A 21,505-nucleotide genomic window follows, 5' to 3' on the forward strand; every position below is an offset into this window, starting at 1 on the left:
AGCCATTCAGTTGTGCACAACTTAATTGTGTGCTCTACTTGTGGTCGTGAGGGCGGCCGGACCAGAGCCGCCGGAACGTGACTTCGAGAGGGATGGTCTTCCATGGACGCGCTCTACACCGCTGTCGCCACCGCCACCCACGGCCGCGACGGCCGTGCCGTCTCCTCCGACGGCAGGGTCGACCTCAAGCTGGCCCCGCCGGTGGAGCTGGGCGGCAACGGCGAGGGCACCAACCCGGAGCAGCTCTTCGCCGCCGGTTACGCCGCCTGCTTCGGCAGCGCCCTGGGCCTGGTCGGCCGCGCGGCCAAGGTGAACGTCAGCGACGCCGCCGTCACCGCCGAGGTCGGCATCGGCAAGCAGGGCGAGGGCTTCGCGCTGAAGGTCACCCTGCGCATCGAGCTGCCCGACACCGTGGACGAGGCGACCGGCCGCAAGCTCGTCGAGCAGGCCCACCAGGTCTGCCCCTACTCCAACGCCACCCGCGGCAACATCGAGGTCACCCTCGTCATCGAGTGACACCTCGTCCCCGAACGACCCGCGCCGGCGCCTCCCCGTCCGGTCGGTACCAGACACCGCCCGCCTCCTCGGGCGCACCGCGCCGGCGCGTGAGCGGCCGCCGGCGCACCCGGTGCCGACGGACGACGGCGGGGCGCTCGGCGCGGGCCGACGCGGGCAGCGGCAGGCACGGACTCGGCCCCGGGCCCGCCGCGGCACCCGCCACCCCGGCCGCCCTTCACCCCACCGGGTGAACCTGGCGCTCGCCCTTCCCCTGTGCCGGCAGCGCCGGCCGGTGCCGTGCGAGCGGCTCCAGCAGCAGCGGCACCCCGACCACGGGCAGCAGCCAGGCCATTACGAACAGCCGCCCGCCCCAGACGTTGATGTCGGGATGCCCGGCCTGAGTGAGGATCCCGGTGAACGCGGCCGCCGGCAGGAGACAGCCGAACGCGGGCCGCCGCAGCGCGCCCCACGCCCCGGCCGCCAGTGCCGTCACGAACAGCGGCTCCATGAACTGCCGCCGTACCCACTCGATCCAGAAGCTCGACTCCAGATGCAGGAACTCCGGCCACGGATGCGCGCGGTCCGGCCGGTGGTAGTGGTCGGTCAGCAGGTCCTGGAGGCTCTCCGACTCGGAGGGGTAGTGCAGCAGCCGCGCCAGGAGGACCGTGCCGAGCGCCGCGCACCAGCCCGCCACCGCGATCGCCACGACCCCGCGCCCCACGGCACGCCCCCGCCGCCGGCGCCGTACCGCGACCGCCGTGGCTGCCGCGCCCAGGCACAGCCCCAGGAACAGCGACTGCGAGTGCTTCACGGCGAAGAGCGCCGGCAGACAGCCGGCGACCAGTGCCGCCCCGGCCCGCGGCCGGCGGTTCAGGGCCAGCGCGCAGCCCCACACCGCCGCCAGGGTCAGCGCCAGCATCAGCCCCTCGGCCATCGGGCGCATGGCCGTCGCCCCGCACGGCAGGACGTAGTACAGGGCCTGGCCGGTCAGCGCGAGCGGCAGCGGCACGGCCAGGGTGCGCAGGATCAGGAACGCGAGGGCCCCGCCCGCGGCCGTGACGACCACGCTCGCCAGCCACACGCCCCAGGTCACGCCGAACACCGTGACGAACGGCACCAGGAACAGCGGATACCCGGGCCGCACCTCGAAGATCCGCCTCAGGCGCGGGGCGTTGAACGGCGCGATGTGCCCGTCCGTCTGCCCGGCCCGCAGCCGCCGGTCCACGAGCCCCAACTCGTCCGCCTCGCACTGCGCGACCATCCGCCGGGTGGGGCTCGGCCCATGGAAGCGCACCACGTTCACACTCTGGTTGCGGCGCGCGAGGGACGCCCGGCCGGCGCAGACCCAGTCGACGGTGGCCGCGGCCGCCGCCCGCTTGTTCTCGCCCGTCAGATTCAGCGCGTACGACACATAGTTCCTGGAGTCGGGCGTGTCCCGGCCGGTGACGTTCGCGAGCTGGAGCACCGCGAAGACGGCGGCCAGGACCAGGACCCAGGTGCGCGGCCTCATGGTGCGCGGCCTCATGTGGAGGCGAGCAGGTCGTGACCGGCGGCCGGACCCGGCACCCGCGCGGCGTCCGGCCCGGGCACGGTCTCCCCGAGCAGCAGGGTCCGTACGACCCGCTCGGCCGCCCGCCCGTCGTCGAACTCGCAGAACCGCGCCCGGAACTCCGCCCGCAGCCGTGCCGACTCCTCGTCCCGCCACGACCCGGAGCTGAACAGCCATGCCAACTCCCGGTAGGAACGCGACACATGGCCCGGCGCCTCCGCCGTGATGTCGAGATAGGCGCCCCGGCTCGCCGTGTACGCGTCCCAGTCGTCGGCGTGGACCACGATCGGCCGGTCGAGGTTGGCGTAGTCGAACATCAGGGCCGAATAGTCGGTGACCAGCACGTCGGAGGCGAGCATGGCCTCCTCGACCTGCGGCTCGTCCGTCGCGTCGACCACCACACCCCGGCGGTGCAGTTCGGCCAGGCCCATCCCGCGCGCGGGACCCGTCGCGAGGGTGGGGTGCAGCCGTACGACGAGGGTGCTGCCCTCGCCCAGGTCCGCCGCGAACCGGGCCAGGTCCACCCGGTCCACATGGCCGCCCCGGCAGTAGTCGCGGCGGGTCGGCGCGTACAGCACGACCCGGTGGTCGTCCGGGATGCCGTACCGGAAGCGGAACGCGGCCCCGGCGTCCTCGGCCGGGTCGACCAGTACGTCGTTGCGCGGGCTGCCGGTGCGCACCGAGCTGAAGTGGCAGGGGTAGGCCCGCTCCCACACCAGCTCGGAGTGGCGGTTGGCGACCAGACTGTAGTCCCAGCGGTCCGCCCGGCGCAGCATGTACGGCACGTCGACGCCGTGCCGGGCGCCCGGCTTGCCCAGCAGGTCGGCGCCCATGTACTTGAGCGGGGTGCCCTGGTGGGTATGGATGTCGACGCTTCCGGGGCGTTTGGGCAGGGTGGCGGGCCAGTTGGCGTTGTTGACGAAGAACTTCGCCCGCGCGGCGACGGCGTGGCAGCGCGGGGTGTCGAGGAGTACGTGCTCGACGTCCGGGGGCAGCTGGGCCGCCTGTTCCTCGTCCCGCACCACCCACACCCCCCGGATGTGCGGGGCGATCTCCCGGGCCTTGCGGTACACGGCCGCCGGGTCGCCGAGCACCCCGAGGTGCGAGAACGCCGAATACACGGCGAGGTCCGGGTCGAGGGGGCGGCGGGAGTGCACTGCGGACCAGCCCCGCTTGGCCCGGCCGGCCACCGCGCGGCGGACCTGGAGCCCCCGCCGCCCGAGTTCCCGCCCCGCCCGTCCGGACTGCCGCCTCACCACGTAGGCCGGGTACGAGCCCGTCAGCAGGGCGACCTCGCCGTCGACCTGCGCGTTCGCGGGCCTGTGCCGGCGGAACATCTCCGCCGTACGGCGGAAGAACTCGGCCCGGTCACCGGGCGGCAGCCGGTCCGGCTTGGCGAGGATGTCGAGACAGTGCTCGCCCATCTTGCGGTGCAGATAGGGCCGCCAGCTCCACAGCTCCGGATGGTCGTCGACGTACGCGAAGACCCGCGCGTACTGGTCGTGGACGTCGAAGTGCTTGCGGCTGGTGGTGGACAGGATGTTGCCCTGACGGCGCTGCCGGTAGTTCAGGCAGATCCGGTCGAGGGCCGCGATCCGCCCGGCGCTGAGCATCACCGGGAAGGTCCAGGGCGTGTCCTCGTAGTAGCCGGGAGGGAAGCGGAAGCCGTTCAGCTCGACGAACTCCCGGCTGTAGACCTTGTTCCACACCACCATCAACAGGTCGAGGATCTCCGGGTGTTCGGCGGCCGTGAAGGTGCCGTCGCCCGCCTCGGTCAGCACATGGGCCAGGACGTTGCGGCGGGTCCCGCCCCACCAGTAGGTGCGCGCGTAGTCGAAGACCAGCACGTCCGGTTCGCCGGTCTCCTCCAGCCGGTCGGCCATGGCACGCAGCGCACCGGGTGTGAGGGTGTCGTCGCTGTCGAGGAAGAACAGGTAGTCGCCGGTGGCGTGGGGGAGTCCGGCGTTGCGGGCGCGGCCGAGGCCGACGTTCTCCGGCAGGTGCAGCACCTTCACGCGCGGGTCGCGGGCCGCGTACTCGTCGAGGATCGCGCCGCAGCCGTCCGGCGAGCAGTCGTCCACGGCGATCAGCTCGATGTTGTGGAACGACTGCTCCAGGACCGAGTCGAGGCACTCGCGCAGGAAGCCCTGCACCTTGAAGCAGGGGACGATGACACTGAAGCGGGGCACGGCTCGGTCAGCTCCTCACGAGGGTCGCGGCGGCGGGGGCGGGGATGCGCTCCGCGAGCGGGATCACGGGCGGGATCGCCTCCGGCGGCCGGCCGAGCAGCACCCGCCGCACGACGCGCTCGGCGGCCAGACCGTCGTCGAACTGGCAGAACCGCTCGCGGAACGCGGCCCGCAGCGCCTTGGACTCCGGCCCCGCGTACGAGCCGTCGCGAAAGACGCGGGCGAGCTCCTCGGGCGTCTGGGCGACCGGGCCCGGCGGGGCCTCCATCAGGTCGAAGTAGACGCCGCGTGTCTCCCGGTAGACCTCCCAGTCGTCGGCGTAGACGACGATCGGGCGGTCCAGGTTGGCGTAGTCGAACATGATCGACGAGTAGTCCGTGACCAGCGCGTCCGCGGCCAGGCAGACGTCCTCCGAGGAGCGGTGCCCGGTGACGTCGATGATCCGGCCGCTGCTCCTGCCCAGCCCCCGGTCGTAGAAGTAGTGCGCGCGCAGCAGGACGACGACGTCCTCGCCGGCCGCCTCGCAGAAGGCCTCCAGATCGAGTCCGGTCTCGAAGCCGGTGTGGTGGTCGCGGTGGGTGGGGGCGTACAGCACGGCGGTGCTGCCCTCCGGCACGCCCAGGTCCCGGCGGATGCGCGCCACGTCGTGGGCGGTCGCCGTGTAGTACACGTCGTTGCGCGGATAGCCGTACTCCAGGGCCTCGTACGAGCCCGGGAAGGCGCGCTCCCACATCTGGGTGGAGTGGCGGTTGGAGGAGAGGTTGAAGTCCCAGCGGTCGACCCGGCCGAGCAGCTTGGCGAAGCTCCCGGTCTGGGCGGCCACCACCGGGTACGTCGACTGGTCCACGCCCATCTTCTTCAGCGGCGTGCCGTGCTGGGTCTGGAGGTGCACACTGCCGGGGCGCTTGACGACTTCCTCGGCGAAGTTGGCATTGTTGACCAGGTACTTGGCGCGGGCCAGCACCTCCCAGTAGCGGCGGCTGCCGATCAGCGCGTAGTCGACGCCGTCGGGCATGGCGTGCGCCTGGCCGGGCTCGACCAGGAACACCGAGCGGATGTGGGGGGCGAGTTCACGGGCCTTGGCGTGGATCGCGGCCGGGTTGCAGGCGTAGCCGCGGCCCCAATAGGCGCAGTACACGGCGAGGTTGGGGTCGAGAGGGCGGCGCAGCTGGATCTGGTAGCGCAGGCGGGTGCGCAGCATGCGGGGGCGCGGGACCAGCTCGACCGCCCTCGCCGCGGACTGGTTGGCGGCGCGCAGCGCGTGGAACGCGGCGTACGCCCCCGCCGCAAGGAGCCGGTGCTGGACGCCCACGCTCCCGCCCGGCATCCGGAAACCGGCCGGGCGATGGCGTCGGTGCAGATGGCGGGCGCGGCGGAAGAAGGCCCGGTGGCCGGAGGGCAGCCGCTCGGGGTGGGCGGCGGTCTTCAGCACGGTGGCGAAGAGCTGCTCGAACAGCGGCCGCGTCCGCTCGCCGGACAGCCCCCGCTCGGCGGCCCGGGTCAGCACCAGGTCCACCTGATCCAGCAGCTCGGCCTGGTGCGCGCCCGGCAGATTGAGCCTGCTGCCCTGCCGCCGCAGCCGGTGCCGGACGAGCACCGAGCGCAGCACGGCCAGCCGGTCCGCGGCGACCGTCGTCAGCCCGCCCCAGCCGAGGTCCGTGAAGTGGCCCGCAGGAAAGGCGAGTCGGTGCGCGGCGACGAAGGAGCGGCGGTAGGCGGCGCTCCAGGCCGGCAGCTGGACGCCGGTGAGCCCGGGCGCCTGGGCCGGGGAGAACGCCCCGGCCGGGGTCCGCGCCAGCACAGGTTCCGCCGGGTTGCTCGGCTCACCGTCCCACCAGGGCGTCCGCTCGTGCTCGAAGTACAGGACATCGACGTCGCCCGTCTCCCCGAGCCGCGCGGCCAGGGCCGTCAGCGCCCCGGGCATCAGCACGTCGTCGCCGTCGAGGAAGAGCAGATACGCGCCGGTCGCCGCCCGCAGCCCGGTGTTGCGCGCCCCGCTCAGACCGGCGGCCGGCGGCGAGTGCACCGGGGTCACCCGGGAGTCCCGCTCGGCGTAACCGGCGGCGACGCCGGCGGCCGGGGACCCGGGCTCGTTGCAGACCGGGATCAGCTCGAGGTCGGCGAAGGACTGTGCGAGGACCGAGTCCAGTGCCTGGGACAGCCGGCCCGCGACCCCATGGGACGGGACGATGATGCTGAAGCGGGGCATTCTGCTCTTTCTGTAGTGATGCGGACGCGGCCGGGCCGCCCGGTCGGCCGCCAGGTGGACGGCCGGGTGGGGGTGGGCCGCGAAGTGCTGAGGGGCATGGGAACTCCCGGTAGGGGAAACGGCGTTCAGTGGCCCTCGGTGACGGGGAGGGGGCCGGAAGGTTGCGGAAGGGTGGCCAGCGGGGTGCGGGCGAGCGCCGAGGCCGCCGACGGCGCCGGGCGGCGCTCGTCGAGCGGGGTGAACGGCGGCTGTCCCTCGGTCCGGCCCAGCACCACGTGCTGGACGACCCGCTTGGCGGCGCGTCCGTCGTCGTACGGGCAGAAGCGCTCCCGGAACGCCCAGCGCAGCCGGGCCGAGCTGGAGCCGCGCCAGTGGCCGGACGCGAAGATGTCGATCAGCTCGTCCTCGCTGCGCGCGATCGCGCCCGGCGGGAAGGCGCGCAGGTCGAAGTAGGTGCCGCGGGCCGCCTCGTACACATCCCAGTCGGCGGTGTGCACGATGATCGGCCGGTCGAGGTTGGCGTAGTCGAACATGATCGACGAGTAGTCGGTGACCAGCGCGTCCGAGGCGAGGCAGAGCGACTCGACGCTCGGGTGGTCGCTGACGTCGATGATCCGGTCGTGGGCCTCGGCGAGCGGGCCGTCGTGCCAGTAGTGGGCGCGCGTCAGGATCACGAAACGCGGGCCCAGACAGCGCAGGACGTGCTCCAGGTCGAGGGCGAGGCGCTGGGTGCGGCGGTGGTCGCGGTGGGTGGGGGCGTAGAGGATCGCGACCGAGCCGTCGGGGATGCCGAGCTGCTCGCGCAGCCGGGCCACGTCCGCCGAGGTGGCCCGCTGGAAGACGTCGTTGCGCGGATAGCCGTACTCCAGCGTGGTGTAGCTGCCGGGGTAGACGCGCTCCCAGGTCAGGGTGGTGTGGCGGTTGGCGGACACGACGTAGTCCCACTTGTCGACGCCGCGCAGGAGCTCCGCGAAGTCCGTGTCACGGGCGGCCGCCGGGCGCTCCTGGAGGTCCAGGCCCATGTGCTTGAGGGGGGTGCCGTGCTGGGTCTGGACGAACACCTGGCCGGGGCGCTTGCGCAGCCGGCGGTCGAAGTTGACGTTGTTGACCAGGTACTTGGAGCGGGCCAGCGCCGTCCAGTAGGCGGCCGTGCCGGGGCGGAGCCGGCGCGGGCCCGGCGGGATCGTGTGCTGGTGCTCGGGGTGGGCGATCCACGCCGTGCGGATGTGCGGGGCGTGCGTGCGGAACGCGGCTTCCAGCGCGCCCGGGTTGCAGCCGTAGCCGCGTCCCCAGTAGGCGGCGAAGACGGCACGGTCGGCGCGCAGCGGGAGGCGCAGCTGGATGCGGTAGTGCAGCTGGAGGGTGGCGGCCTTCAGGACGCGGGCGAGCCGGGCGGCGAGATTGAGGGTGCGGCGGCGCGCGGACATCGCCGACTGCAGGGCGCGGTAGGTGCGGTGCAGGCCGAAGCGGACGAGGGTGTGGCGCAGGCGCGAGCGCAGGGGGACACGGGCGCCGGGGGCGCGGTAACGGCGGTAGTGGGCACGGGCCTTGACGAGGAACTCGGCGTGGGTGCCGCGCGGCAGCCGGTCGCGCTTGGTGAACACCGTCGAGAAGTGGTCGATCATGCGGCGGAACAACACCGGCCGCCAGCGGGCGAGTTCGGGCCGCTCGTCGAGGAACGCGAACACCCGGTCGTACTGCTCGAAGATGTCGAAGTGCTTGCGGCTGGTGGTGGACAGGATGTTGCCCTGCCGGCGCTGCCGGTAGTGCACGCACACCCTGTCGAGGGTCGCGATGGACTCCGCCGCCATCAGGACCGGGTAGGTCCAGGGGGTGTCCTCGTAGTAGCCCGGCGGGAAGCGGAAGCCGTTCGCCTCGACGAACTCCCTTCGGCAGGCCTTGTTCCAGGCCACCATGAGGACCCGCAGCAGCCCCGGGCGGTCGTCGAGGCGGAAGGCGGCCGGGCCCTGTTCGGTCAGTTCGAGCGCGAACTTGTTGCGGGTGGCCTCGCCCGTCCACCGGGTGCGCGCGTAGTCGTAGACCAGGACGTCCGGTTCGCCGGTCTCCTTGATCCGGTCGGCGATGGAGCGCAGCGCGTGCGGGGTGAGGGTGTCGTCGCTGTCGAGGAAGATCAGGTAGTCGCCCTGGGCGTGCTTCATGCCCACGTTGCGGGCGCCGCCGAGGCCCTGGTTCTCCGCCAGGTGCACGGCTCGTACGCGCGCGTCGCGGGCCGCGTACTCGTTGATGATCGCCCCGCAGGCGTCCGGCGAGCAGTCGTCGACGGCGATCAGTTCGAGATCGGCACAGGACTGCGAGAGCACCGAGTCCAGGCAGTCGTGCAGATAGGCCTGGACCTTGTACACGGGGACGATGACACTGAACCTGGGCACAACACATCCATGGGTCGGTCGGCGCGGGCGTTGTGCCCGGGAACGGCCGCTGGAGTGATTTGGTTACGGTTCGTACGGCATGTGGGGGATGTCCGATGAACCGCGAAGGGCGAGTCGATAGCCGACCCGCCCCTCGAATATGCCCTTTTTGCTGTGATTTGACGGCTACTTGACCGCCCCTGCCATCACGCCCGACACGAACTGCCGCTGGAACGCGAAGAACACGACCAGCGGGACCACCATGGAGATGAACGCCCCGGGTGCCAGTACGTCGATGTTGTTCCCGAACTGGCGTACCTGCGTCTGCAGCGCCACCGTGATCGGCTGCGTGCCCGACTTGGTGAACACCAGGGCGACCAGCATGTCGTTCCACACCCACAGGAACTGGAAGATGCCCAGGCTCGCGATCGCGGGCCCGCCCAGCGGCATCACCACCCGTGCGAACAGGCGCAGTTCACCCGCGCCGTCGAGCCGGGCGGCCTCCAGCAGCTCACGGGGGATCTCCGCGAAGAAGTTCCGCAGCAGGAACACCGCGAACGGCAGACCGAAGCCCACATGGAACAGGATCACCCCGAAGATCGTCCCGAACAGGCCGATCTTTCCGAACAGTTCGGCGATCGGGATCAGCGCCACCTGCACGGGCACCACCAGCAGACTGACCACACCCAGGAACCACCAGTCGCGGCCCGGGAACTCCATCCACGCGAACGCATAGCCCGCGAGGGAGCCGATGACCACGACCAGGACCGTCGCCGGAACCGTGATCAGGACCGTGTTCCACAGGGAGTCGGTGATGTCGCCGTTCTCCAGCAGCTTCTGATAGCTGTCGAAGGTCAGCTGGGAGGGCTTGGCGAACACCTTCCACCAGCCGCTCGCGCTCATGTCCTCGGGCGAGCGCAGCGAGGAGATGAGCAGTCCGATCGTCGGCACCAGCCAGAACAGGCCGACGACCAGCAGAAAGGCACGCACCAGCCCCCCGCTGAGCCGCCCGGCGATCCGCGAGCCCAGCGACTGCCTCGCCTTCACGCTCTCGACGGGACCGGTCTTGCCGATGCTTCCGGCATGCGTCGTCATCGCCTGCCCTCCCGCCTCAGCCTGCGAATGTTACTGCGCATTCCCGGGGGACAACCCCCGGACCCCCGGCCAACGCAAGGCACACGCGTTCTCATCGCCTGCCCTCCCGCCTCAGCCTGCGAATGTTGAACCACATCACGGGGATCACGAGCAGCAGCAGGAACACCGCGATCGCGCTCGCGATGCCCGGCTGGTCCTCCGCGAAGCCCTTCCGGTACAGCTCCAGGGCGAGCACGTTGGCGTCGTCCTGGGAGGAGCCCGGCGCGATGATGAAGACCAGGTCGAAGACCTTCAGCACGTTGATCATCAGTGTGACGGTGACGACCGCGAGGACCGGGGCGAGCAGCGGCACCGTGACCTTCCGGAACACCTGCCACTCGTTCGCCCCGTCGACGCGCGCGGCCTCCAGCAACTCCCGTGGCACGCCCGCGAGTCCGGCCGCGATCAGCACCATCGCGAAGCCCGCCCACATCCAGACGTACGACCCGATGATGGCCGGGGTGACCAGCGACGGGCCGAGCCAGTCGACGCCGTTGTACGGCGCCTTGAAGTTGCTCGCCGGAAGCCGCAGTTGAGCGCCGTCCGCGGCGGCCGGGAGCGTGAAGGTGCCGTCGGCGGCCGCCTTGGCCGAGGCCACCACCTTGCCGTCCTTCACCGCCTCGATCTTCATCCCCGCGTAGCCCAGTTCGGACGGGTCGGGGACGCCGAGCCTTCCGACGCCCTTGCCGCGCGTGAAGTCCTGCCAGGTGGTGCCGGTGATCTTCCCCGGCTCGGGCTTCGCCGCCACGGCCTTCTTCGCGCTGCCGGGCATCTGGTCCGGGGCCACACCCACCAGGGGCAGCGCGACCGTCTCGCCCGTGTGCACGGTCGCCGAGGTGAGGAATCCGCCCGCGTCGGGCTTGAGCGGCGACTGGCGTCCCGGGTGCGCCTTCGGGAACGCCGACGACTGGGCGAAGGTGTCGTGGACGCCGACCCACACGGCGTTGGCGACACCCTTGTCCGGATCCTGGTCGTACACCAGCCGGAAGATGATGCCGGCAGCCAGCATCGAGATCGCCATCGGCATGAAGACGACCAGCTTGAACGCCGTTCCCCAGCGCACCCGTTCGGTCAGCACCGCGAAGATCAGACCGAGGGCCGTGGAGACCGTGGGCGCGAACACCACCCAGATGATGTTGTTCTTCAGGGCCGTGCGGATGCCGTCATCCGTGAACAGGGCCTTGTAGTTGTCGACTCCGGTGAAGCCGTCGCCCGAGGAGTTGTAGAAGCTGCGGACGAGCGAGTACCCGATCGGGTAGACCACGAGCGCGCCGAGCAGCACCAGGGCGGGCAGCAGGAAGAGTGCCGCCACGGTCCTGCGGGTGCCGGTCACGCTCTTGCGACGCTTCGGCGCGGCAGGGGCCGGTGGGACCCCTGCCGCCGCGGCCGACGACATCGCGGGATCAGCTTCCGCTGCCGTACGCCGCCGCCGCGTCCTTCTCCAGCTTCGCCTGGGCGCCCGCGACGTCCTTCGGGTTCTTCAGGAAGTCCTGGAGGTCCTTCCACTCGCCCTTGCCGGGCGTGCCGCCGAAGGCCTGCGGGGCCTGGTCGGACATGTCGAAGCGGAAGTCGTCGCCCGAGGCGATGAGCGCCTTGGCGATCGTCTGCTGCACCGCGTTCGGATACGCCGAGGCCGGCACGTTCTTGTTCGGGGAGAGATAGCCGCCCAGCTTCGCCTGGATCGTCGCCGCTTCCGGCGAGGCCAGGAAGGTGGCCAGCGCCTGGGCGCCCTTGGAGTCCTTCAGGATGACGGCTGCGTCGCCGCCGGAGACCACGGGCGCGGTGGAGCCCACCGCCGGGAACGGGAACACCTTGGCGTCCGTGCCCACCTTCGCCTTGGTCTCACCGATGTTGACCTGCGCGAAGTCGCCCTCGTAGACCATGGCCGCCTTCGGCTGGTCGCCGCCCGTGAAGGTCTGGGTGACCGACGCCGGGAACTCCGTCTGCAGCGCGCCGTCCGCGCCGCCCGCCACATAGTCCTTCTTGCCCCAGATCTGGGCGAGCGTGGTGAGCGCCTGCTTCACCGACGGATCCGTCCACTTGATCTTGTGCTGGGCGAGCTGGTCGTACTTGTCCGGACCCGCCTGGGACAGATAGACGTTCTCGAACCAGTCGGTGAGGGTCCAGCCGTCGGCGCCGCCGACGGAGAACGGGGTGACACCGGAGTCGTACACCGCCTGGGCCGCCGTCAGCAGCTCCTGCCAGGTCTTCGGCTCCTTGGCGCCCGCGTTCTCGAACGCCTTGGCGTTGTACCAGATCAGCGACTTGTTGGCGGCCTTGTAGTAGACGCCGTACTGCTTGCCGTCGACCTTGCCGATGTCCTGCCAGCCCTGCGAGTAGTTCTTGGCGAGCTCCGCCTGCGCCTGCGGGCCCAGCGGCTTGGCCCACTTCTTGTCCACGGCCTGCTTGATGGCGCCGGGCTGCGGGAGCAACGCGACGTCCGGCGGCTGACCGCCGGCGATCTTCGAACCGAGGAAGTTGATGATCGGGTCCTGGGCGGGCACGAAGGTGACCTTCGCGCCGGTGCGCTTCTCGAACTCCCCGAGGACCTGCTTGAAGTTCTTCTGTTCCTGGCCGGTCCAGACGGCGGCGACCTCCAGGTTCACGCCGTCCAGCTTGGGAAGGTCGAGGCCGGAGCCGGTCGCGGTGGTGCTGCTGCTCTCGGTGCCGCCCTTCTTGTCGTCGCTGCTGGAGCAGGCGGTGAGCGCGAGCGCTCCCGCGAGGAGGGTGGCGAGTGTGGTGACGGCCCTGTTTGTCCGGATGGTGTTGCTCTTGCTACGCATCACTGCCCCGTTCTTCGTTCTCCGTTGAACGTCCGAGCGCTGTGCCGTGCGGTCCGGTCTACGCCCGGCTGCTTGAACGCGGCAAGAGCGCCAACACTGTCAAGTGGGGGATCGTGACCGCGTCGTGATCGGCGGGCTGGGGTGTCTCCCGTTGTACGGGCCGGGGTGCCTCCCGTTACAGGAGCGAAGGTATCTCCACCGCCGCGACCTCCCGCGCCGCCCGCTCCACCGCGCTGGCCAGCAGCGCCAGGTCGGTCGGGCCGTTGCCGAGCTCGCGCACGGGCCGACGGGCCGGCGGGTCGCCCATGCGGTGCCAGTCCAGGGGGACGACCGTGGGGCGCTGGGTCGCGGTGCGCGGGATACGGCCCGTCACCCGGCCCCCCTGGAACGCGGTCACGCGTCCGTCCGCCGAGGTCAACCGCCCGCGCCCCGGCGCCGGTTCGTCGGGTCCGGAGGCCGGCGCGTCCAGGGCGACGCGCAGGGTGGCCCGGCGGGCCGGTTCCGTCTCCGCCGTACGGCCGCCGGGCCCGGACGCGGCCACCAGGTGGACGCCGAGCCGCTCGCCCTCCTTGGCCACCGCCTCCAGCGCCCGCATCACGGACCCCGCCGCGGGCCGCCCCGGCGAACCCAGCGCCGGCGAGACCAGCGCGTCCAGGTCGTCCACGACCACCACGAGGCGGGGCAACGGCGGTGCCACCTCGGTCTGCTGACGGGACGTCGCCGCGGGCCGCAGCCGCAGCGTGGAGCTGGGCGGGGTGTCGAGGTCGCCGGCCCCGGACGGCGCAGGGCGTCCGCTCGCCGTGCGCTGCGTGACCATACGGCCCGACAGCGCGCGATGCGCATGCCACTCGGCGAAGCCGTCCCGGCCGAGCAGTTCGGCCCGCCGCTTCAGCTCGGCGCTCAGGGACTGGGCGAACTCCCGCATACGCACCGGGTCGTTCGCGGTGAGGTGGGTCGTGACATGCGGGATGTCCGTGCAGACGCGCAGGCCCTCGCCGTGGCCGCCGGCCGTGCCGACGCCGTCCCGGCCGTCGATCAGGACGACACCCAGCCGGTCGGGGCGCTCGGCGGCGGCGAGCGAGGCGACGACCGCGCGCAGCAGCTCCGTACGGCCGCTGCCGGACGGCCCCTCGACCAGCAGATGCGGCCCGTCGGCCACCAGGTCCGCGCCGAGCGGGCCGCGCGGACCGGCGCCGAGCACGGCCACGGCCCGGCCGGCCGGCGACTCCGTGTCGTCGGCCGCGTCCGCCCAGCGCGCCATCAGCGACGCCGGGGTGGCCCGGGCCAGCCCCAGCTCGTCGAGCAGCCGTGCCGACTGCGGCAGCGGCGCGGCCACGCGCGCGTGCCGCTCGCCGACGGCACCGTCCGTGCGCAGCGGCGCCAGCGCCCGCGCGAACCGCTCGGCCCAGGCCGGGGAGACCGCGTCGACCGAGGCGACCGTGCCGGGGCCCACGGGAACGGCCGAGCCGCTGTGGGAGTCCGTGCGCGCCACCCGCATCAGATGCAGCGCCGTGGCCACGTCGCCGCCGAGCAGCGCCACGGCACCGCACTCACGGAACGTCGGCGCCACCGCGCACGCCGCCTCGTACGTCTCCGTCACCGGCGAGGCGGGCGAGGCGGGGTCCGTCTCGGCCAGACACACGACATGTATCCCGGCCCGGGGGCCCTCCAGCGCCAGCCGTGCCACCGCCTCGCGCAGACCGGCCCCGCCCGGGTCGCCGTCCACGACGACCACGGTGTACGGCCCGGCGAAGCCGTCCGTCCCGTCCGCGCCGAAGTCGTCCCGCGCCCAGGAGGGCCGCCGGGCCGGACGCCGCTCACCGTCGAGGGCCACGGACCGGGGGACGTCACGGGCCGCGGGCCGCGCCGCCGTCCCGTCGGCCACCTGCTCCTCCAGGCGGTGCAGGAGTTCCCCGGTGCGGGCTGCGGCCTGTTCGCGGTCGTGGGCGAGGAGCAGACGGCAGTCCTGGCCATGGCCCGGGCGCACATGCGGGAGCCAGCCGAGCCAGGACCACTCGGCGGTGCGCTCCTCCAGGGTGCGCGTGCGGTCCGCGCTGATCAGGACGATCTCCAGCGAGTCGGGGGAGTGCAGCGCGGCGAGCTGCGCCAGCACCGCGCGGGCCAGCCCGGACAGCCGCGCGCGCGGTCCGGCCAGGCCCAGCGCGCCCGCCTCGCGCAGATCGGCGGTCACCGGCACGCCGGGCAGCAGGCCCGCGCCGTCCGGGGTCGCCCGGTCGGCCGTGCCCAGCCGGACCGTGAGGGTCTCGGGGTGTCCCGGCCCGCGCTCCCACAGCCGCGGCCCGGGGCCCAGCGCCGTCAGCAGCAGGGCGGCCGGGTCCGGCCAGGTGTCGGGCTGCTGGGGGACGTCGGCCGCCGGGGCGGTGGCCTCACCGGTACCCCCCACGCCGTACGCCTCCCGCCCGGTGGCCGGCTGCTCCCCGCGGCCGCCGGTCAGCCGCCGCGCCCACGCGCCTATGCCGCCGCGCCTGCGCAGGCCCTGGGGCACCTCGGTGCCACGCAGGGGAGTGCCCTTGCGTCCGGCGGGAAGTCCGTCCTCACGCGCGCGTGCGTCGGAGTGGGGGGCGTCCGGTGCCGTGTCGTGTCCCGTCGTACCGGAGAAGGCGGCGCCCGTGGCGCCGGCTCCGAAGCGGCCGGCGTGGGTGTCCCCGCCCCGGCTCTCGATCCTGGGCGCGCCGCCCTGTTCCGGTACGACCGGCGGCTCCACGGGGAGGTGCTCCTGAGCACCCGGACCGCCGCCTGGGGAGTCCCAGCCGGCCGGGCCGTACGCGTGATGCGTGCGTGCGCCGGGAGCGTCGCCGGTTGCGGTGCCGTCCTCGCGCGCGTGGGGCGCCGGACCGTCGGGAGCGGTCCCCGGTTCTCCCGGGGTCACCCGGACGCACCCCTCCCCGTCGGGCACGGTCTCCACCCGCGCCCCCGGCCCCCCGGACGGAGTCAGCCGCAGAGCCGATTCGCCGATCCTCAGCAGGGCTCCCGGAGGGAAGCGCACCGGGCGCGTGTCCACCCGGGTGCCGTCCAGGGCCGTGCCGTTCGTGGAGTCGAGGTCGGCGACCGAGACACGGCCGTCGGCGGCCACGGTCACCGCACAGTGCAGCCGGGAGACGTCCGGGTCGTCGAGCGGGACGTCGGCGTCGGCGGAGCGGCCGATGGTGACCTGGCCGCCGTGCAGCAGATGGACCCCGCCCGCGTCCGGTCCCGCCACCACGTGCAGCTGGGTCGGGGCGTCGTCCAGCTCGGGATGCGCCTCGGGCTCGGCCGGTGCGCCCAGGGACAGCACGGCGCCGTCGACCAGCGGGGGCTCGCCGAGGGTGCGGCGCCGGGCGTCCAGCCTCTCCGCCCCCGCGTACAGCACGACCGCGGCGGCCGCGGACTCGCGGCCCAGGCTGCCGTCTCCGGAGACCGCCGAGGCCAGGGCCGACGCCACCGCCGCCAGGTCCGTGCCGGCGGGCGCCGTGACCAGCACGTCGCGGCTCGCGACGCGGCCCCGCCCCGGGGCCGGGCCCAGCGGGTCTACGACGGTCAGCCGGATCTGCATCGCCGTCAGCGGTCCCTTCTGCACGGGCGCGGACTACCCCCCACCCCACGAGCACGTCGGCCAGTACTGCAGGCATCCTCGCACCTGTCACTGACAATCCGCCCGCGACCCGGTATCAAGTGATCTTGATTGGTCAGCTCTGCCCCTAAAAGTGCCTGACCAGTACCTCGCCGACGATCACTTGAGATCGGTCACGTCCGGGCCCGGCAACCGGGCGGCCAAGGCGAGCGTCTTTCCATCGAACGTGCGGGGGAAGGCTTACGTAGTGCCCTACGGAGCGGCACTAGAGTGGATCGGAACACCAGCCATCAGCAGGGAGCGCATGACGTGCGGCCGGTAGGCAGCAAGTACCTCCTGGAGGAGCCGCTCGGACGCGGCGCCACCGGGACCGTCTGGCGAGCCCGCCAGCGTGAGACCGCGGGCGCCGAAGCGGCCGTGCCCGGACAGCCCGGTGAGACCGTCGCGATCAAGGTCCTCAAGGAGGAGCTCGCGAGCGACGCGGACATCGTGATGCGGTTCCTGCGGGAACGGTCCGTCCTGCTCCGGCTGACCCACCCCAACATCGTCCGGGTCCGCGACCTGGTGGTCGAGGGCGAACTGCTGGCCCTGGTCATGGACCTCGTCGAGGGCCCCGACCTCCATCGCTACCTGCGCGAGAACGGCCCCTTCACACCCGTCGCCGCGGCCCTGATGACCGCCCAGATCGCCGACGCGCTCGCCGCCAGCCACGCCGACGGCGTCGTCCACCGCGACCTGAAGCCCGCCAACGTGCTGCTCCAGCAGCGCGACGGCCAGATGCACCCCCTGCTGACCGACTTCGGCATCGCGCGCCTCGCCGACTCCCCGGGCCTCACCCGCACCCACGAGTTCGTCGGCACGCCCGCGTACGTTGCGCCGGAGTCCGCCGAGGGCCGCCCGCAGACCTCCGCGGTCGACATCTACGGCGCCGGCATCCTGCTGTACGAGCTGGTCACGGGCCGTCCGCCGTTCGGCGGCGGGAGCGCACTGGAGGTGCTCCACCAGCACCTCAGCGCCGAGCCGCGCCGCCCCTCCACCGTGCCCGACCCGCTGTGGACGGTCATAGAGCGCTGCCTGCGCAAGAACCCGGACGACCGGCCCAGCGCCGAGAACCTCGCGCGCGGGCTGCGCGTCGTCGCCGAGGGCATCGGCGTGCACGCGAACTCGGCGCAGATCGCCGCCGCGGAGGGCGTGGGCGCCCTGCTGGCCCCCGACCCGGCACCGGCCGCCGTGCCCGGTGTGCCCGGGGCCGCCGACCCGACCCAGGTGCTGCCGACGGGCTCGGCGCCGGGCGCGTACGACCCGAACGCGGCGACCAGCGTCCTGCCGCACACCGGTGGTCCGGCGGGCGCGGCCGACCCCACCGCCGTACTGCCGAACACCGGGGCGGCGGACCCGACCGCCGTCATGCCGCCGGTGCCGCAGCATCAGCCGGGCGGCGGGCAGCAGCCCGAGCAGCCGCACCCCTGGCAGACCCAGCTGCGCGCGGCCCGCGACCGCAACGAGCAGACGCAGATCCAGTACCTCGACCCGAACGAGGACCCGCTGCGCCGCCGGCCCCAGCGGCAGGTGGCCCGCCCCCAGCAGCAGCCGCGGCAGCAGCCCCAGCAGCGTCCGCAGCCGCGGCAGCAGCAGGGCCCGCCGCCCGGTTACGGCCGGCCGCAGCAGTACGCCCCGCAGCAGCAGCCCCAGCGGTACGCGCCGCCCGCCGCACCGGCGGAGCCCCGGCGCCCGGCGCGCGAGCCCCGGCAGCGCAGCGCCAACCCGATGAAGATCCCCGGGCTCGGCTGTCTGAAGGGCTGCCTGTTCGTGATCGTCATCCTGGTCGTCGCGGGCTGGCTCATCTGGGACCTGACCCCGCTGCACACCTGGATCGGGGAGGGCAAGGGCTACTGGCACCAGCTGCGTGACCTGGTGAGCACGGTGAGCGGCTGGGTCAAGGATCTGGGCAACGCCACCAGCGGCAACTGATCGCCAGTCTGTGGATTTGTCGACATCTGGCGGGTGATTTCTGTCTCCGTGGTGAAGGTCGGCACGTCGGACGCGTACTTTTAACGACAACACGCGTCTGTAGGAGCAGTCTTGGCACGGAAGATCGGCAGCCGGTACACCGCCAACCAGATCCTGGGGCGGGGCAGCGCCGGCACGGTGTGGCTGGGCGAGGGACCGGAGGGTCCCGTCGCCATCAAGCTGCTGCGCGAGGATCTCGCGTCCGACCAGGAGCTCGTCGGACGCTTCGTGCAGGAGCGCACGGCGCTGCTCGGACTGGAGCACCCGAACGTCGTGTCGGTGCGCGACCTGGTCGTGGACGGCAACGACCTGGCGCTCGTCATGGACCTGGTCCGGGGCACGGACCTGCGCACCCGCCTGGAGCGGGAACGGCGGCTGGCGCCCGAGGCGGCGGTGGCGATCGTGGCGGACGTCGCGGACGGGCTCGCCGCGGCGCACGCGGCCGGGGTCGTGCACCGGGACGTGAAGCCGGAGAACGTGCTGCTGGACATGCAGGGGCCGCTGGGCCCCGGCGGCGCGCACCCCGCCCTGCTGACGGACTTCGGCGTCGCCAAGCTGATCGACTCCCCGAAGCGGACCCGTGCCACGAAGATCATCGGCACGCCCGACTATCTGGCCCCGGAGATCGTGGAGGGGCTGCCCCCGCGCGCGGCGGTGGACATCTACGCCCTGGCGACCGTGCTCTACGAGCTGCTGGCCGGCTTCACGCCGTTCGGCGGCGGGCACCCCGGGGCGGTGCTGCGGCGGCACGTGACCGAGACGGTCGTACCGCTGCCCGGAATTCCGGACGAGCTGTGGCAGCTGATCGTGCAGTGCCTCGCGAAGGGGCCGGCGTCGCGGCTGCGGGCGTCCGAGCTGGCGGCGCGGCTGAGGGAGCAGCTGCCGCTGCTGGCCGGGATGCCGCCGCTGGACGTGGACGAGCCGGAGGCGGAGGCGGCCGAGGAGACGGAGTCCGCGGAGCCGGTTCCCGCGTCGGCGGGCGAGCCGGTACGACGGCGGGGAGCGGTGTCCCTCGTCCCCGGCGCCCGACCGGACTCCAACCGGGACACGCATACGTCGATGAGGGTGCCGGGCCCCGACGAGCTGGCCGGAGGCGCACGGGGAACGGCCCGGGCCCCGCGCGCCGCCGGAGCCCCCCGCCCCGGCTCCGCCCGCCATCGCGCCGTCGCCCGGCGCCGGAGGATCACCCTGGGGGTGGCGGGGGTGGTGCTGGCGGCGGCGGTCGGCGTAGGGGCATGGCTGGCGACATCGAACGACGACACGGAGACACCCCCACAGGACACGCACACGTCGTCGACCCCCTGACCCACCCCACCTCACCGGGCCGGAACCCCACCCCGGGGCCACGCCCCGACCCCCGTGCGCCCACCTACCCGGCCCGTCTCGGTGGGCTGTCAGGTCCCCACCTGGGGCTCCGCCCCAGACCCCGTTTGCCCACCCGCCCCGCCCGTGGGCTCCGCCCCAGACCCCGGCGGGGCTTCGCCCCTGCACCCCATCGGGGCTGTGCCTCAGACCCCGGATGGGGCTTCGCTCCGGACCCTGCCGGGGACCTGCCCCAGGCCCACCGAGGCACCCCTGCACCCCAGCGCAACCTCGCCCCCATCTCCATCCCCATCCCCGCACGTCACCGCACCCCCGGCGCCAGCCCCCGTCGCCAGTTCCCGCCCCCGCCTTCAGGCTTCCCGCCGTGAGGTCGTTCAGATCGATGCGGGGGGCCGGGGGGCGGCAGCCCCCGGGGTGGGCAGGGAGGGTGCCGGGGCACTCTCGGGCGGGGTCGGGCGGCGGAGCCGTTACGCTGGAGGCGTGGCAGTCCTCGATGTTTCCGAAGAGCTCAAGTCCCTCTCCTCGACCATGGAGTCGATCGAGGCCGTTCTGGACCTCGACAAGCTGAGGGCAGACATCGCCGTGCTCGAGGAGCAGGCGGCCGCGCCGTCCCTGTGGGACAACCCGGACGAGGCGCAGAAGATCACCAGCAAGCTGAGCCATCTGCAGGCCGAGGTCAGGAAGGCCGAGGCGCTGCGGGGGCGGATCGACGATCTCGCCGTGCTCTTCGAGATGGCCGAGGAGGAGGACGACCCGGACACCCGCGCCGAGGCGGAGTCCGAGCTCGCCGCCGTCCGCAAGGCGCTGGACGAGATGGAGGTCCGGACGCTGCTCAGCGGTGAGTACGACTCCCGCGAGGCGCTCGTCAACATCCGCGCCGAAGCCGGCGGCGTCGACGCCGCGGACTTCGCCGAGAAGCTCCAGCGCATGTATCTGCGCTGGGCCGAGCAGCGCGGCTACAAGACCGAGGTGTACGAGACCTCGTACGCGGAGGAGGCGGGCATCAAGTCCACCACCTTCGCCGTCCAGGTGCCGTACGCCTACGGAACGCTCTCGGTCGAGCAGGGCACGCACCGCCTCGTGCGCATCTCGCCCTTCGACAACCAGGGCCGCCGCCAGACCTCCTTCGCGGGCGTCGAGATCCTGCCCGTCGTCGAGCAGTCCGACCACGTCGAGATCGACGAGTCCGACCTGCGTATCGATGTCTACCGGTCCTCCGGCCCCGGCGGCCAGGGCGTCAACACCACCGACTCCGCCGTGCGCATCACGCACATCCCCACCGGCATCGTCGTCTCCTGCCAGAACGAGCGGTCGCAGATCCAGAACAAGGCCACCGCCATGAACGTGCTGCAGGCCAAGCTCCTCGAGCGGCGCCGGCAGGAGGAGCAGGCCAAGATGGACGCCCTCAAGGGCGACGGCGGCAACTCCTGGGGCAACCAGATGCGTTCGTACGTGCTCCACCCGTACCAGATGGTCAAGGACCTGCGGACGGAGCACGAAGTCGGCAACCCCGAGGCCGTGTTCAACGGTGAGATCGACGGCTTCCTGGAGGCCGGCATTCGCTGGCGCAAGCAGCAAGAGAAGTAGACGAGGCCAGTCAACTTGTCGACTTGGTAATCCCCGGCAACTGCCGCCCCCAAGGCGGCAGTTGCCATTTGTCTGGGTTTTACATCACAGTCACAAGCTCCATCCACCGGCAAACGCCCCACAAGTGGACATCACGCGCGCAACGGCCTTGACGTTGCTTTGAAAAATCGGAAGGGTAAAGCGTGGCATGCGTATCTCTGGGGCGCATGTGAACCGGGGGACTTGAGTTGTAGCGGATCTCGTCAGCCGCCCCCGTCGATCACCGCCGTCCCCAGGCGCCGCT

12 protein-coding genes are annotated in these 21,505 nt (G+C 72.5%); 4 read left to right on the plus strand and 8 right to left on the minus strand.

The features are described 5' to 3' along the window. Positions 1-102 precede the first annotated feature (102 nt). Positions 103-516, plus strand: coding sequence for an organic hydroperoxide resistance protein (locus ACFY1J_RS00170; RefSeq protein WP_390706915.1), 414 nt, complete (start codon positions 103-105; stop codon positions 514-516). A gap of 217 nt (positions 517-733) precedes the next feature. On the opposite strand, the gene ACFY1J_RS00175 is transcribed toward ACFY1J_RS00170, so the two are convergent. The 8 genes from ACFY1J_RS00175 to ACFY1J_RS00210 all read right to left on the minus strand — a co-directional run bounded on the left by ACFY1J_RS00175 (position 734) and on the right by ACFY1J_RS00210 (position 16,284). Then, positions 734-2,008, minus strand: a complete 1,275-nt coding sequence (locus ACFY1J_RS00175; protein WP_390730301.1) for a hypothetical protein — start codon at positions 2,006-2,008, stop codon at positions 734-736. Positions 2,009-2,019: 11 nt separating this feature from the next. Further along, positions 2,020-4,236 carry a CDP-glycerol glycerophosphotransferase family protein gene (locus tag ACFY1J_RS00180; RefSeq protein WP_390730302.1) on the minus strand — a complete coding sequence of 739 codons (2,217 nt, stop codon included), beginning with the start codon at positions 4,234-4,236 and terminating at the stop codon, positions 2,020-2,022. Positions 4,237-4,243: 7 nt separating this feature from the next. After that, positions 4,244-6,445 carry a CDP-glycerol glycerophosphotransferase family protein gene (locus tag ACFY1J_RS00185; RefSeq protein WP_390730303.1) on the minus strand — a complete coding sequence of 734 codons (2,202 nt, stop codon included), beginning with the start codon at positions 6,443-6,445 and terminating at the stop codon, positions 4,244-4,246. A gap of 125 nt (positions 6,446-6,570) precedes the next feature. Further along, a complete protein-coding gene (locus tag ACFY1J_RS00190) occupies positions 6,571-8,835 on the minus strand; it encodes a CDP-glycerol glycerophosphotransferase family protein (protein ID WP_390706911.1) in 2,265 nt (754 codons plus the stop codon). Between the two features lie 165 nt (positions 8,836-9,000). Next, a complete protein-coding gene (locus tag ACFY1J_RS00195) occupies positions 9,001-9,909 on the minus strand; it encodes a carbohydrate ABC transporter permease (protein ID WP_390706910.1) in 909 nt (302 codons plus the stop codon). Between the two features lie 91 nt (positions 9,910-10,000). Next, entirely contained in the window at positions 10,001-11,344 is a 1,344-nt protein-coding gene (locus ACFY1J_RS00200) for a carbohydrate ABC transporter permease (protein ID WP_390706909.1), read from the minus strand. A 7-nt stretch (positions 11,345-11,351) separates the two neighbouring features. Continuing rightward, on the minus strand, positions 11,352-12,731 hold the full coding sequence (locus ACFY1J_RS00205; RefSeq protein WP_390730304.1) for an ABC transporter substrate-binding protein: 1,380 nt from the start codon (positions 12,729-12,731) through the stop codon (positions 11,352-11,354). A gap of 175 nt (positions 12,732-12,906) precedes the next feature. Further along, positions 12,907-16,284 carry an FHA domain-containing protein gene (locus tag ACFY1J_RS00210; RefSeq protein ID WP_390730551.1) on the minus strand — a complete coding sequence of 1,126 codons (3,378 nt, stop codon included), beginning with the start codon at positions 16,282-16,284 and terminating at the stop codon, positions 12,907-12,909. 327 nt (positions 16,285-16,611) lie between these two features. Here ACFY1J_RS00210 and ACFY1J_RS00215 point away from each other — a divergent pair, with 327 nt between their 5' ends. From ACFY1J_RS00215 to prfB, 3 genes are all read left to right on the plus strand, one after another. After that, positions 16,612-18,273 carry a protein kinase gene (locus ACFY1J_RS00215; RefSeq protein ID WP_390730305.1) on the plus strand — a complete coding sequence of 554 codons (1,662 nt, stop codon included), beginning with the start codon at positions 16,612-16,614 and terminating at the stop codon, positions 18,271-18,273. A gap of 111 nt (positions 18,274-18,384) precedes the next feature. Continuing rightward, positions 18,385-19,617: a serine/threonine-protein kinase gene (locus ACFY1J_RS00220; RefSeq protein ID WP_390730306.1), complete on the plus strand. Its 1,233-nt coding sequence runs from the start codon at positions 18,385-18,387 to the stop codon at positions 19,615-19,617. Positions 19,618-20,115: 498 nt separating this feature from the next. Next, entirely contained in the window at positions 20,116-21,222 is a 1,107-nt protein-coding gene (prfB, locus tag ACFY1J_RS00225) for a peptide chain release factor 2 (protein WP_390706905.1), read from the plus strand. The last annotated feature ends 283 nt before the right edge of the window (positions 21,223-21,505 follow it).

This window comes from Streptomyces sp. NPDC001406 (genome assembly GCF_042895285.1).
Taxonomy (GTDB): domain Bacteria; phylum Actinomycetota; class Actinomycetes; order Streptomycetales; family Streptomycetaceae; genus Streptomyces.

Excerpts from the sequence above, each read along its gene's own strand:
- ACFY1J_RS00170 (WP_390706915.1), top strand. The coding sequence starts at position 103 with ATGGACGCGCTCTACACCGCTGTCGCCACCGCCACCCACGGCCGCGAC.
- ACFY1J_RS00175 (WP_390730301.1), bottom strand. The coding sequence starts at position 2,008 with ATGAGGCCGCGCACCTGGGTCCTGGTCCTGGCCGCCGTCTTCGCGGTG.
- ACFY1J_RS00185 (WP_390730303.1), bottom strand. The coding sequence starts at position 6,445 with ATGCCCCGCTTCAGCATCATCGTCCCGTCCCATGGGGTCGCGGGCCGG.
- ACFY1J_RS00195 (WP_390706910.1), bottom strand. The coding sequence starts at position 9,909 with ATGACGACGCATGCCGGAAGCATCGGCAAGACCGGTCCCGTCGAGAGC.
- ACFY1J_RS00200 (WP_390706909.1), bottom strand. The coding sequence starts at position 11,344 with ATGTCGTCGGCCGCGGCGGCAGGGGTCCCACCGGCCCCTGCCGCGCCG.
- ACFY1J_RS00205 (WP_390730304.1), bottom strand. The coding sequence starts at position 12,731 with ATGCGTAGCAAGAGCAACACCATCCGGACAAACAGGGCCGTCACCACA.
- ACFY1J_RS00210 (WP_390730551.1), bottom strand. The coding sequence starts at position 16,284 with ATGCAGATCCGGCTGACCGTCGTAGACCCGCTGGGCCCGGCCCCGGGG.